The following is a 14,009-nucleotide window of genomic DNA, read 5'->3' as shown; positions in this document are numbered from 1 at the left end:
GCTGCGCCGCGCACAACCATAGGCCCCAACCTGGCAGGTGACGAGGGAGACGACATATGGGTGACCTGGTTCTGCGTTCGGACGACAAGGGTGTTGCGACACTGACGATCAACCGGCCTGACAAGCTGAATGCGCTGAATGTGCCTGTGTTTGAAGAACTCGAGGCACATGTGGCCGACATCGAAGCATCGCAGGACAGTGTTGGCTGTGTCGTTGTGCGTGGGGCGGGACGTTGTTTTTCCGCCGGGCATGACCTTGGAGACATTGCCACGGGCGAAAAGCTGCCGCGGCCGAACTATCAGCCGCTGGTGATCGAGCGGCTTGCGAATCTGCCACAGCCGGTCATCAGCGCAGTGCACAGTCATTGCTACACGGGCGCTCTGGAGCTGGCTCTGGCGGGCGACATTGTGCTGGCAAGCGAGAATGCCAAGTTTGCAGACACCCATGCCAAATGGTCACTCACGCCCGTGTGGGGAATGAGCCAGCGCTTGCCGCGACGTGTGGGCAAAACCAAAGCGGCTGAAATGATGCTGACCGCGCAGACCTATTCAGGACGTCAGGCGGAGACCATGGGTCTGGCAAATGTGTGCTACGCCAATGACAGCTTCTATGATGACGTGGCGGCGTTCTGCAACGTGATGCTGGAGAACTCCTGGTTCTCGCTGCGGGCACTCAAGAAGCTGTTGCGGGACACGGACGGCCTTGATCTGTCGGCCGGGCTGGCGCACGAAATCTACAAATCCGAAGGCGTTGGCCCGGACATGCAGGAGCGTATTGCGGGTTTCGGCAAGAAGTAGGTCAGCCCGCCTTGCTGAGCGTCGGCGCACCGGCTTCGCGCGCGGGCGCGTAGTTGGCGTCGCGCTTTTCAAGCTGTGACATGACGGCTTCGGTCTGGTTGGCACTGCCGATAAGGGCATCCTGCTCAACGGATTCAAGCACGAGACCTTCTTCTTCGCCTGCATAGACTGCTGCGCTGAGAAGACGTTTGGAGGCTTCGATGGCCGATGGGCTTTTGGACGCGATCTCGCGGGCGGTGGCGAGTGCTGCGGCCAGCGGGTCTGCCTCAACGCGGGTGGCAAAGCCGTATTCCAGTGCTTCTTCACCTGAGAAGACACGGCCCGTATATGTCAGCTCGCGGACAATGTCTTCGCGGGCGAGATGACGCATGATCTGGGTTCCCGCCATGTCGGGCACAAGGCCCCAGCGGATTTCCATGATGGACAGTTTGGTGTCCGGTGCGACGTAGCGCATGTCAGCACCCAGGATCACCTGAAAGCCACCGCCAAAGGCGACACCATGAACGGCGGCGATGACGGGTACCGGCATTTCGCGCCAGACGCGGACCGCATATTGCGGACGGTTGGAAATGCCGTGGGTGCGTTGCTCAAGACGCCCTGCACCTCCCGTCGGGGCGGCGTCTTCCGGCTTGGCATCAGCCATCTTGCCGAAATTGCCCATGTCGAGACCGGCGCAGAAGGCGCGGCCCTCGCCTGAGATGACAATGCAGCGCACATCCGGGTTGGCGGCCAGTTCCTGACCGCGGGTGATGAGGGCCTCGAACATGGCATCATCAAGGGCATTCATTTTGTCAGCACGGGTAAGACGGACATCGGCCACGCCGTTGTCGATGGATACAGACATACGTTCGCTCATCTCATGTTCCTCTTGCTGACATAAAAATCCGGCGGTAGCTGCTGCTACCGCCGGAGATTTTGTTCTAGTTCATGCGTTCGACGATGATGGCCGGAGCCATGCCGCCTGCAGCGCACATGGTGACGAGACCATATTTCTTGTCCTGACGCTCAAGCTCATCAACCATCGTGCCGATGAGGATGGAGCCGGTGGCACCGATCGGGTGGCCCAGTGCCATGGCACCGCCATTCACGTTGACCTTGTCGCGATCCAGGTTGAGATCGCGGATGAACTTTTCAGCCACAACGGAGAACGCCTCGTTGATTTCGAACAGGTCGATGTCTTCAACCTTGAGACCGGCCTTATCAAGCACCTTCTTGGCGGCAGGCACTGGTGCGTTGAGCATCAGTGTCGGGCTGTCACCCATGTTTGCCATGGCAACGACACGGGCGCGGGGCTTGAGGCCGTTCTTCTTGGCATAATCAGGGGACGCCAGCAGAACAGCTGCCGCACCATCCACGACACCGGATGAGTTACCGGCGTGGTGCACGTGGTTGATTTCGAGATCTGGATAGACCTGCTGCACGAGCTTGCGGAAGGTCGTGCCCTTCTCATCCAGCTCATAGTCAGCGATGCCGGCAAAGGACGCCTTGAGGCCTGCTAGGCCTTCGCGGGTCGTCTGCGGACGCGGGAACTCTTCGTGGTCGAGGGCAACGGAGCCGTCCATGTTGAGGACGGGCACAAGCGCCTTGTCGAAGTGGCCGTTCTTGATGGCGTTGTCGGCACGCTGCTGGCTGACCAGAGCAAGGTCATCAACGGCTTCGCGGGAGATGCCTTCCAGCGTTGCGATCGCGTCAGCGCAGACACCCTGGTGCGGCTGCGGGTGCATGTCGCGCAGGTGCTCGTTGCCACTGTCGAGGAACGGGCTCATGGATTCATGGCCAGGCTGGCCGTTGAGGGACATCATTTCGGTGCCACCGGCGATGACCAGATCTTCCATGCCGGACATGATGTTGGCGGCCGCGATGTTGACAGTGGTGATGCCGGAGCCGCAGAAGCGATCAAGCGTCATGCCGGAGGAACGGACGTCATAACCAGCGTCGAGGGCGGCCATGCGACCAAGGTCACCGGCCTGCTTGCCGCGCTGGGAGGATGTGCCCCAGATGATGTCGTCAACCTCTTCGGTCTTCAGGCTGTTGCGCTCGGCAACGGCCTTGAGAACTGTTGAGCCCAGATGCTGGGGGTGCAGTTCCCACAGGGCGCCCTTGCCAGCCTTGCCGATCGCGCGGGGCGTACGGCAGGCATCGATGATCCATGCTTCGCTCATTTCCTCATCCTCATATTGTGTGATCGTTTTATCGAATTTGTATGTGGGGGTGGTGTACCGGACGCAAAAGAGGGATGCGAGTCACTTCGCATCCCTCTTTCCCTTGACGTCGCGTCATCCGTGGTTTTTCACGGATGAAATTTTACCTAGGCATCCACGTCGAATGTCAGGCCGGCATTTGCCACCAGACGGTCGACCAGTTTCATGCCCATGGCCGGTGCGGAGGTGTAGATACCACCGGCTTCAACCACGTCATCCTTGGCCAGACATACAGCTGCTTCGGCGATGATTTTGGAGGTCGAGCCATAGCCCGGATCGCGGTCGCCGGTGACGGTGACATTGATCTTCTTGCCGTCCTTGGCCTCGCCGATGAGGAGCACATTGTACATGCCCTCTTCGCGCTCTTTCTTGGACGGGCCTTCGCCGGGCTTGGGGGCGTCGTCGCTCATCATGGACGTGTCGCCAGCAATCATCTTGGCAACGGCTTCACCCTGTTCGCCGGGCCCTGCCATCATCATTTCGTCATAGACGAAGTCTTCGCCATAGGCATGGCCAAGCAGCATGTTGGAGCGGTGCACATTGCGGGTGTTGATCGGCGCCATGACGAAAGGTGCCACCCACATGCCCAGATCATCTTCGTGAACCGGCTTGTCGCCTGCAGGCTGATCGGGACCCTTGAAGCCTTCTGTCAAGGCAAACGGGTTGGTCAGGATTTCGATCACGGAAGGATCCGATCCAACGCTGGCCATGGTTGCGCGGAAACTGGCGACCGTACCGCCGGAGAACGTGCCCTTCATTTCGCGCACGCGTGTCTTCACGCGGGGAACAACACCACCGAGCTGCTTCTTGGCGTGTTCCTGGAGGAAGTAGACACCCAGATCGAAGGGGATGGAATCAAAGCCGCATGACAGGACGATGCGCGCGCCGGACTTTTTGGCGGCATCCCCATGCTCCGCGATCATGGTGTGCATCCAGTTCACTTCGCCGCACAGATCCACATAGTCGGTTCCTGCCGCAACGCAGGCCGCCACAACATCACTGCCATAGAGCTGGTAGGGGCCAACGGTCGTCAGAACAACGCCGGTGCGTTCTGCCATGGCTTTCAGGGATGCAGGGTCTGACGCGTCAGCGACAACAAACGGCACATCTGCGGGCACGCCCATCTCGTCACGCACAGCAGCGAGCTTTTCTTCGCTGCGGCCGGCCATGGCCCATTTCAGGTCCTTGCCGACGCCATATTGATTGTTGAGGTATTCTGCGACGAGCCGGCCCGTAAAGCCGGTTGCGCCATAGACGACAACATCAAATTCCCTGTTCTTGCCCATACTCTTGAATGTCCTTTGTGGCGTGCGTGATTGTTTTCAATAGCTACGGCGAGGGCACACGCCCCCACGCCTGCATTGTCGATTTAGGTCTACGTGTTCAAATCAGGATTGGTTTGCGGCGAGCTCCGGCACCCGCTTGGCGAACATGCGTTCCAGCGCATGGATCCGCTCATTTTCGGGAAGCTCCATTGCCTGGCCGATACGCAAGAGCAGGTCAGCTTCCAGCTCGTGCAATTCGCCGTCGGCATAAGCGATGTCCCACAGATGCTCCATGACCTTGGAGCGCTCTTCGAGACCCGCTTTCTCCTTGATGGTCTTGGTGAAGAGCCAGTTTGTGTAGGCCTCTTCGTGACGCTCCTCAGCGGTATCGAGAAGTTCATTGGCCTGATCAAGCGTCAAGCCGAACTCGCGCTGCATGATGGAGCAGATGCGATCTGTTTCATTGCCTGAATAATCCGTATCCAGACGGGCGACTTCGACCATCAGGACTGCAGCCGCGGCCTGGGTGCGGTCGAGTCCTTCAAGTGCCGACTCAGTTGTTGCGCCGGATTTGCGTGCGTCTGCAATTTTTGAAAACAGACCCGCCAGTGATGACTTCGCGCCGTCCTGATCCTTGGGCCGTGCGGCAAAGAGTGACTTGATCATGTAACGCCTCCCCAGCGTTTCGATTGGGTGGGCAGGATAGACCTCCCGCCCGGCGCGTAAAGCAGCCTTTTTGAGCCGTTCTTTCAACTATCGTTGCGGATATGCGCCCCTGCTGCCATCCTAGCGCGCTAAGGGCGTTGCTCCAATGATTAGTGTGTGTCATCCCAGTGTGACGCTGCGAAATCTGGCGCATCGATGCGGGATAAGGAAGACTCAAAGGACCCCAAAGAGTGGTCCGGGGCCTTCCACGGGGGATATATGATTCAGGCTATTGAAGACTTCCTGTTCGGGTCGCGCCGTCTGGTGCTGGTGCTGATGGCGCTTTTGACCGTTGTCACAGGCTATTTCGCGGTCGCGGGCTTCAAGATGGAAGCAGGCTTTCTCAAGCAGGTGCCGCTCGAACATCCCTACGTCCAGACCTATTTCGAGTACCAAAAGGACCTGCCCGGCGCGAACCTTGTGGTCATTGGCCTGCGCAGCAAGACCGGCGACATGTGGAATGTGGACTATTTCCGCAAGCTGTATCAGATCACCGAAGAGGCGCGCTACATCCCCGGCGTGGACCGCGCCAGACTGATTTCGCTGTGGACGCCCAACACCCAGATTCTGGAAATCCATGAAGAGGGTTTTGATCTCGTAGACGTGGTGCCGGGCAACGTCACCGCCGACACGATGACACAGGCGGATGTGGACTCCATCCGTGACCGCGTTCTCACCAGTGACCTGTATGGCGATCTGGTGGCGCTGGATGAAACAGCGTCGATCATTCTGCTTCAGTTGCAGGAAGCCGGTGCGGGTGACGGCGACATTTCCAGTACGGCCAATCTGGCGCTGGAAGTCGCTGACATCATGGAGCAGAAAATCCGTGCGCCGTTTTCTGATGACAAGACCGACGTTCTGATCATCGGCTTTCCAAAATTCATCGGTGATATTGCCGAAGGCGCGACCATTGCCGTTGCCTTCTTCGGACTGGCCTTTGTGCTGACCGGCATTGCCGTCTTCATGTATGTCCGCTCCTTCACCCTTGCAGCGCTTGCCATCGGCTCGTCACTTGTATCGGTTGTGTGGCAATTTGGCGTTCTGGGCATGATCGGCTTTGCGCTTGACCCCCTCGCCATTCTGGTACCTTTCCTGGTCTACGCCATCGGCGTCAGCCACGGCATGCAGCAGGTCAATCTGATTGCGACGCAAATTGCCAAGGGGACCGACGGCATGGGGGCCGCGCGGGCCACGTTCAGACGCTTGCTGGTGCCCGGCTCCATGGCGCTGATGACGGACCTTGTGGGCTTTGTGACCCTCTATCTCATCCCGGTTGGTGTTGTGCGTGACATTGCCATTGTCGCGACCATCGGTGTGGCGCTCAAGATCATCACCAACCTCATCATGCTGCCTCTGATCGCGTCATATATTCCGCGTGACGACAAGCAGGTGCGGCTGTTCATTCGTGCCCGTGCGCAACGCGAACGCATCATGAGCTACATTGCGAAGATCGCGCAGCCACGGCCTGCTGCGATTGTCACTGCCATGATGTTCGTTGCCATCGGGCTGGCTTACATGGTCAGCCGCGAACGGCATGTGGGTGACATCACCCCGGGTGCTTCCGAGTTGCGAGCGGATTCCAAATATAATCAGGATACGGCCTATATCGCGACGGCACTGAGTGTGCCCACGGATGTTCTGATCATCATTCTTGAGACCCAGCCGGACGGGTGTATTGACCCGGCGGCCATGAACTATGCCGACCGGTTCTCGCTCTATATGGGCGGCGTGCCGGGTGTTGTGTCGGTTGATTCACTTCCCTTTGCAGCACGCTACTTCCAGTCGATTGGTGCGGAAGGCAGTCTCAAATGGCGCGAGCTACCACCTACCTCGCGTCAGCTCATCGGCGCCACCGCACCCGTGCCGACCACCACGGGCCTGTTGAACGACCGGTGCACCATTCTGCCGATCATCGCCTATCTGCAGGACCATAAGGCGACCACCATCGAAACTGTTGTTGCCGCTGTTGAGGCTTACGAGGACATCAACCCGAGCGAGATCGTCAATATCCGGCTGGGCATGGGCGGCGTGGGCATTATTGCGGCTACCAATGAAGTGATCGAGGAAAGCGAAGCACCACTGATCCTGTATGTCTTTGCGACCATCATTGTGCTGGTGTTCCTGGCCTACTGGGACTGGCGTGCGGTCATCTGCTGTTGCATGCCACTGCTGCTGGCCACGTTCCTTGGCTATGTCTTCATGGTGGTGCTGGGCATCGGACTTAAGGTCACCACCCTGCCCGTGCTGGTTCTGGGAACCGGCATCGGGGTGGACTATGCCTTCTACCTCTACAGCCAGATCAAGTATTACCAGCGACAGGGGCTTGGCCTTGCGGATGCCTATGAGGGTGCTTTGCTGTCAACGGGCATGGCGGTTGTCTATACGGCCATCATGCTGGCCGTGGGCGTGGCCACCTGGGTGCTTTCGCCGCTCAAGTTCCAGGCTGATATGGGCGCGCTTCTGGCCTTCATGTTCCTGATGAACATGGTGGCCGCCATTGTTGGGCTCCCCGCTTTCGCCGCTGTGCTGGAGAGACTGGCCCCGCCGCGTGGCACAAAGCCTGCTCTGGCCTAGTCCGACTGGGGCCAAAACGGGCTAAATACCCGCATTAGTTGAGCTTTAACCACTATGTGCAATCTTGCGATGCATATATGGCCGAAGCTTGGCCGGTGCGGACACGGGAAATGGCGAATTTAGCGACCATTAGCAGAACTGACCTGGAGGCGATGGGGAAACGGGAATTTCTTCTGTCGCTGCAAAGCATGTCGCCCGAAGCCATCAAGCGTTTCAAAAGCATGCGCAAGCTGCCGGACGAACATACGCGCACGCTGGAGAGCTATCTTGTCACCGTCACCCGGCCAGAAGTGCGGGCCGGTGCCCGTAAAGCACCTGCGCCACGGCAGGCCGCCAAGCGGCCCGTCCCGGCCAAACGGGCAAAGCCGGTCAAGGCCAAACCTGCTAGCGACGACAATTACGTGCCGTTCCCGGATCGGTTCAAGGCGTGGTGGCATGGCACTGAGTTGCCGCAGGACAAAGACGCGGCAATTCACACCAAGCAATCCAAACCTTCTCCCACGGCAAAGGCCGAGGCCCCTGCAGACACGCCGGCGCCGGTGTCGCTTGCAGATAGCGAATGGCTGGACAAAATACGCGCCCGTATCTGGGGAGATGACTTTGCGCTGCCCGGTGGTGACACCGTGATCCTGAACATGGCCAAAGTGGCTGACACGAAAACCGGTGACCATGCCGCAGATATTCTGCCGGGTTGTCTTGGTCCGGGACGGGCGCTTTCAGAGACCTTCCAGACACCGGTCACGTGTTTTTTCCCGCCAAGTGAGATTGAACGTTACGCGTCGGCACAGCAGGCCGGCTTTGATATCTCGGTGCTGGACCTGGACGATCCGGATTTCGGCATTCGTGTCTTCGACAGGCTGTTTTGCCGCGAGGTTCTCTGTTTTGTTCCGGGCCGTGAGTATTTTCTATCCAAGGCAGGGGCGAGCCTGCGCGGCGGTGGCCATTTTGTGTTCAACGACGTGGTCATGATGAACGACGCGGAGGACAATCCAGCGGTCAAGGCCTGGCGCACCGCGGAACCTGTCAAACCGACCCTGTACTCGATGCCGGAATATACCGAGCATCTCACCTCGGCACGGCTTGAAACGAAGTCCACCGCAAATGTTAGCAAGTCATACATCACGCTTGTTGAGGCCGACTGGCGTCGCTTGATGGAGAGCCTAGAGACCGATCCGCTTCCCCCTGAAGGCGTCGATGCGCTGATGGAGGAAGGCCGCCGCTGGCAGGCACGGATTGCGGCGCTCAAGACCGGCCAGGTCGCGGTGGTGCGCTTTGTGACCGCCCTTCGGACGATCAGAAGTCTCAGCGGCCCCGCCTAGGGCCGGTTTGATGCTGACCCGGCGCTCCTGTCGCGCGGTTCTGGTGAAAAAACGCGTCAATCTGCCCAGCCATGCAATCCGATTATGGGTGTCGTGCGTAAAGCCCCTTGCAGATCGGTATATATCGAACCTATATACCGATAATTCACGCGCTCCCTTGCGTAAAGCGGGCTTTTGGAAGCAAAGACGCCATGGATGTTCGTACTATGTGCCTTGGATTGCTCGCCTTTGGTGATGCATCGGGCTACGAGATCAAAAAAGAGTTTGAACAAGGCCCCTCGCGCCACTTCATGGATGCGAGCTTTGGTTCGATCTATCCGGCCCTCACCAAAATGACCGATGAGGGCCTTTTGGCCTGCCGAACGGAACCGCAGGAAAAACGGCCTGACAAAAAGGTCTATTCCCTCACCGCGGATGGCTGGGACGCCCTGGATGCTGCCATTGCGCAGCCTGTCAGCCAGGACAAGATCAAGTCCGATTTCTCCTTTGTGATGATGTTCGCCGACCGGCTGCCCCGGTCACGTGTGGCCGCGCTCATTGACACGCAGATCGAAAGCTCGCGGGAGGGTATCCGTGAGTTTGAAGAGGCCGATGCGCCGCTGGACAGCGCCGGTGTCTCCTTTGTGCGCCGCTATGGGCTGGCCATGCGCAAGGCGCATATCGATTTTCTGGAACGCAACCGTCACTTCATTGAAGCGGGCGCTCAGGACGATCCGGTGGACGACAAATCGATCCCGGAGCCGGTCTCATGATCCGCAAGCCGAAATTTTTCAGATGATGCGCTTGTGCGCACTGCCCCGTTTATTGACCACGACCACCCCCAGGACCTAACGCCCGATGACCATCAAACGAAGCTATGTATTGGCCGCCGCGATTGCACTCATACTTGCCGCATGGATTGCCTCCGGCGTCTTTGGCAGTGGTGATGGGGAAGCCGAAACCGAAGCAACTGCAGCCACATCTGGAAGCGCCTTCCCGACCGAGGGTCAGGAAGTCCAGTCCGTGCGGGCCCGGGTGTTTGAATCCCAGCCGGTGCGCCGCGACATCGTCATTCGCGGGCGCACGGAACCGGTGCGCGCCGTTGAGGTCCGTGCGGAGACATCCGGCTCGGTGACACGGCTGCCTGTTGAGAAGGGCGAATATGTCTCCAAGGGCGACCTGCTGTGCGGGTTGTCGGTCAACGCCCGTGGCGCCCGGCTTGCCGAAGCCAAGGCCCTGCGCGAACAGCGCTGGTTGCAGTATGACGCCTCCAAGAAGCTGGCGGCCAAGGGCCACCGGTCCGAGACACAGGCTGCTGCTGACAAGGCGGGGTATGACGCTGCCGTTGCGCAGGTGCGCCAGATGGAAGTCGAAATGAGCTACACGCGCATCACGGCCCCGTTTGATGGTGTGCTGGACAATCGGTTTGTTGAAATCGGAGACTTTTTGTCCGTCAGCCAGCCCTGCGCCACAGTGGTTGATCTTGATCCGATCCTTGTGGTCGGTCAGGTGTCCGAACGCGATGTGGACAAGCTGTCCATGGGCAGCGTCGGCCAGGCGCGGTTGATCTCCGGCCAGATGCTTGAAGGTGTTGTGCGCTTCATCGCCAAGACCGCCGAGCAGGAAACCCGCACCTTCCGCGTTGAGCTGGCAGTTCCCAACAAGGACAACGCGCTGCCCGCGGGCATTACCGCTGAAATCATCGTGGCGGCGGAAGCCGTGACGGCGCATCTGATGTCGCCGGCCTTCCTTGTGTTGAATGATTCAGGCGAGATTGGTGTTCGTGTGGTGAGCGCGGACAAGACCGCGCGCTTCCAGGAAGTTTCGGTTCTTGAGGACAGCAATGATGGCGTGTGGGTGGGCGGCCTTCCCGAGAAGGTCACCATTATCACCGTCGGTCAGGAATTCGTGCGCGACGGGCAGACTGTCGACGTGACGATGGAAAATGATGAGGCACAATCATGAACCCGCTTGTCAAAGCATCGGTTGGCCGTACACGTACCGTTCTGACGACGATGGTGCTGCTGGTCCTTGCCGGCATCACGTCCTATCTGTCGATCCCCAAGGAAGCTGACCCGGACATCGCGATCCCGTTCTTCTTTGTGTCGATCCCCTATCCGGGCATTTCGCCGGAAGACGGGGAACGTCTGCTCGTGAAGCCGATGGAGACGGAGCTGCGGACGCTTGAGGGGCTGGAGGAGATCACGGCGTTCTCCTCACAGGGCTTTGCCGGCATCATTCTTGAGTTCGATGTGTCCTTCGACAAGGACCAGGCCTTGCAGGAAGTGCGCGAAAAAGTCGATCTGGCGCGGGCGGAAATCCCAACTGAGGCGGAAGAGCCGATCATTACCGAGTTCAATGCCAGCCTGTTCCCGGTGCTGGTTGTTGCGCTGTCCGGCGACGTGCCTGAACGCGCGCTGCTGGCACGTGCCCGCAAACTGCAGGATGCCATCGAGGCTGTTCCAACGGTGCTCGAAGCCAAGCTTGTGGGCGACCGCGAAGAGCTTCTTGAGGTCGTGATCGACCCTGTGAAGCTTGAATCCTACAATGTGTCCCAGCGTGAGCTCATCAATGCGGTATCGCTGAACAACCAGCTGGTGGCCGCAGGTGCACTTGATACGGGCCAGGGCCGCTTCAACGTCAAGGTGCCGGGTCTGTTTGAGAACCGCGAAGACGTGATGGGCCTCGCCGTCAAATCATCCGGCGAAGGCGTTGTGACGCTGGACGACATTGCGGACATCCGTCGCACGTTCAAGGACGCTGAGAGCTTTGCGCGCTTCAACGGTGGCCCTGCCATCGTCATCGAGGTGACCAAGCGCCTTGGGTCCAACATCATCAATACCAACAATGCGGTGCGCGCCATTGTCGACGCGGAAACCGCTAGCTGGCCCAAGGACATCAAGATTTCCTACACACAGGACCAGTCGTCCTGGATCTACCGCTCGATCAACTCCCTTGAGGCCTCCATCATCACCGCCATCAGCCTTGTGATGATCGTGGTGGTTGCGGCGCTGGGCATGCGCTCTGCCATCCTCGTTGGTGTGGCGATCCCTACGTCCTTCCTGATCGGCTTTTTTCTTCTGGCGCTGTCCGGCCTCACCTTGAACATGATGGTGATGTTCGGCCTGCTGCTCGCCGTGGGCATGCTGGTGGACGGCGCGATCGTGATCGTGGAATTCGCCGATCGAAAAATGGCCGAGGGGGTGGACCGTGTGGAGGCCTATGTCTCGGCGTCGTCGCGCATGTTCTGGCCCATCATCTCCTCCACAGCCACAACGCTGGCGGCGTTCCTGCCGATGCTACTGTGGCCGGGGGTGAGTGGACAGTTCATGTCGTATCTGCCGCTGACCCTGATCTTCGTGCTGATCGCATCATTGGTGACAGCGCTGATCTTCCTGCCGGTGCTTGGCTCGATCTTTGGCAAGGCAGAAGCCACCAGCCAGGCCACCCTGCGGAGCCTGTCGGGCACGGAAACCGGCGACGTGCTGGCCATTGAAGGCATCACGGGCAGCTATGTGCGGATGCTGGACAAACTCATCCGACGCCCCTTCCAGGTCATTGCCGGCACGCTGGCTGTGCTGGTCGGCATCTTCTTCCTCTACGGCTCGTTCAACAATGGCGTCGAGTTCTTTGTGAACACTGAGCCCGAACAGGCTGCCATTCTCGTCAGTGCCCGCGGCAATCTCTCAACCGAAGAGATGCTGAAGCTGGTCAACGAAGTCGAGAGCATCGTGATGGATGTGTCCGGCGTTGCGTCAGCATTCGCTCAGACCGGTCCAGGCCAGGGCGGCCCGGGCCAGGGTGGTGACGCGCCTGCCGACATGATTGGCCGGATTTCCATTGAACTGGCGCCCTACGAAGAGCGCCGTCCCGGCGCGATTATTCTCGATGAAATCCGTGAGCGGACGATCAATCTTCCGGGCATCAATGTTGAAGTGCGCAAGCGTGAGGACGGACCTCCGACGGGTAAGGATGTTCAGATTCAGCTGTCGTCACGCGACCCGGTTGCCTTGCGGGCCATGACCGAAAAGGTGAAGAACCACTTCGTCAACAATGTTGAGGACATCATCGACATTGAAGATTCACTGCCCCTGCCCGGCATCGAGTGGGTGTTGAAAATCGACCGTGAACAGGCAGGCCGGTTTGGCGCCGACGTGGCTGCGATCGGGGCGACTGTTCAGATGGTCACCAACGGCATTCTTGTCGGGACGTACCGCCCGGATGACGCGGACGACGAAGTGGACATCCGCGCCCGGTTCCCTGAATCAGATCGCTCGATTGATCAGCTGGACCAGCTGCGGCTGCGGACCCCCAATGGTCTGGTGCCGCTGTCCAACTTCATCACCCGCGAGCCGGCGCGCCAGGTGAACGAAATCACCCGCATCGACGGCATTCAAGTCATGGATGTGAAGGCCAACACCACCAACGGCGTGCTGGCAGATGACAAGGTGACAGAGCTCAAAGACTGGATTGCGGACGAAGCCAATATCGATCCTCGGGTCAATGTGCGGTTCCGTGGTGCTGATGAGAACCAGGCTGAATCAGCTGCATTCCTGGGCAATGCCATGATTGCGGCCCTGTTCTTGATGTTCATCATCCTGCTGACGCAGTTCAACTCGTTCTATCACTCGGTCCTGACACTCTCTGCCGTGATCATGTCCACCATGGGCGTGCTGCTTGGCATGGTGATCACCGGCCATACGTTCTCGGTCATCATGACAGGCACAGGCATTGTGGCTCTGGCCGGGATTGTGGTGAACAACAACATTGTGCTCATTGACACATTCCAGGGCCTGCTTGCCCGCGGCATGTCGCCGGTGGAAGCGGTGCTGCGCACTGCCGGGCAGCGTTTGCGGCCCGTGCTATTGACCACGATCACAACCATCTGCGGTCTGTTGCCCATGGCAACGCAGATCAATGTGGGCTTCTTCGACAGAAGCGTCACCTATGGTGGTCCGGTGGCTGTGTGGTGGGTTCAGTTGTCCACGGCGATCATATCGGGCCTGAGTTTCGCAACCCTGCTGACGCTGGTGGTGACACCGGTCATGCTGGCGGCTCCCACCGTGATCCGCGAAAGCTCATTGAACATTCGTCAGACGGTCGAAAATCTGCTTCGCCGCCGCTCACCGCGCGAGCGGGGATATGGTGGAGCGGCGGAATAGTCTTTGA

The 14,009-nt window shown here is 59.1% G+C and carries 10 protein-coding genes; 6 read left to right on the top strand and 4 right to left on the bottom strand.

Annotated elements, in window-relative coordinates:
• The first annotated feature begins 56 nt into the window (after positions 1-56).
• Positions 57-797, top strand: coding sequence for an enoyl-CoA hydratase/isomerase family protein (locus tag BN1012_RS04830; protein ID WP_043948747.1), 741 nt, complete (start codon positions 57-59; stop codon positions 795-797).
• A gap of 1 nt (position 798) precedes the next feature.
• Here the strand turns inward: BN1012_RS04830 and BN1012_RS04825 are convergent, their stop codons facing one another.
• The 4 genes from BN1012_RS04825 to BN1012_RS16660 form a co-directional block, all read right to left on the bottom strand.
• On the bottom strand, positions 799-1,653 hold the full coding sequence (locus tag BN1012_RS04825; RefSeq protein WP_043948746.1) for a crotonase/enoyl-CoA hydratase family protein: 855 nt from the start codon (positions 1,651-1,653) through the stop codon (positions 799-801).
• 64 nt (positions 1,654-1,717) lie between these two features.
• Entirely contained in the window at positions 1,718-2,959 is a 1,242-nt protein-coding gene (locus BN1012_RS04820) for an acetyl-CoA C-acetyltransferase (protein ID WP_043948745.1), read from the bottom strand.
• 146 nt (positions 2,960-3,105) lie between these two features.
• The gene (locus BN1012_RS04815; protein ID WP_043948744.1) at positions 3,106-4,284 is read right to left on the bottom strand and encodes a saccharopine dehydrogenase family protein; all 1,179 of its coding nucleotides are present in this window, start codon (positions 4,282-4,284) and stop codon (positions 3,106-3,108) included.
• Positions 4,285-4,386: 102 nt separating this feature from the next.
• Positions 4,387-4,929 carry a tellurite resistance TerB family protein gene (locus tag BN1012_RS16660; RefSeq protein WP_052534602.1) on the bottom strand — a complete coding sequence of 181 codons (543 nt, stop codon included), beginning with the start codon at positions 4,927-4,929 and terminating at the stop codon, positions 4,387-4,389.
• A 258-nt stretch (positions 4,930-5,187) separates the two neighbouring features.
• Between BN1012_RS16660 and BN1012_RS04805 the strand changes: the two genes are divergently transcribed.
• The 5 genes from BN1012_RS04805 to BN1012_RS04785 all read left to right on the top strand — a co-directional run bounded on the left by BN1012_RS04805 (position 5,188) and on the right by BN1012_RS04785 (position 14,002).
• Complete coding sequence (locus BN1012_RS04805; RefSeq protein ID WP_043950654.1) at positions 5,188-7,542, top strand: efflux RND transporter permease subunit; 2,355 nt, start codon at positions 5,188-5,190, stop codon at positions 7,540-7,542.
• Positions 7,543-7,694: 152 nt separating this feature from the next.
• The gene (locus BN1012_RS04800) at positions 7,695-8,861 is read left to right on the top strand and encodes a class I SAM-dependent methyltransferase (RefSeq protein WP_043948743.1); all 1,167 of its coding nucleotides are present in this window, start codon (positions 7,695-7,697) and stop codon (positions 8,859-8,861) included.
• Positions 8,862-9,052: 191 nt separating this feature from the next.
• A complete protein-coding gene (locus BN1012_RS04795) occupies positions 9,053-9,613 on the top strand; it encodes a PadR family transcriptional regulator (RefSeq protein ID WP_043948742.1) in 561 nt (186 codons plus the stop codon).
• Between the two features lie 85 nt (positions 9,614-9,698).
• Complete coding sequence (locus BN1012_RS04790; protein ID WP_043948741.1) at positions 9,699-10,805, top strand: efflux RND transporter periplasmic adaptor subunit; 1,107 nt, start codon at positions 9,699-9,701, stop codon at positions 10,803-10,805.
• Positions 10,802-14,002 carry an efflux RND transporter permease subunit gene (locus BN1012_RS04785; RefSeq protein ID WP_043948740.1) on the top strand — a complete coding sequence of 1,067 codons (3,201 nt, stop codon included), beginning with the start codon at positions 10,802-10,804 and terminating at the stop codon, positions 14,000-14,002. The genes BN1012_RS04790 and BN1012_RS04785 overlap by 4 nt, the downstream gene beginning before the upstream one ends.
• Positions 14,003-14,009 lie beyond the last annotated feature (7 nt).

This window comes from Candidatus Phaeomarinobacter ectocarpi, assembly GCF_000689395.1.
Taxonomy (GTDB): Bacteria; Pseudomonadota; Alphaproteobacteria; order CGMCC-115125; family CGMCC-115125; genus Pyruvatibacter; species Pyruvatibacter ectocarpi.
Note: the sequence above shows the minus strand (reverse complement) of the source record. Positions and strands in the feature narration are given on the sequence as shown.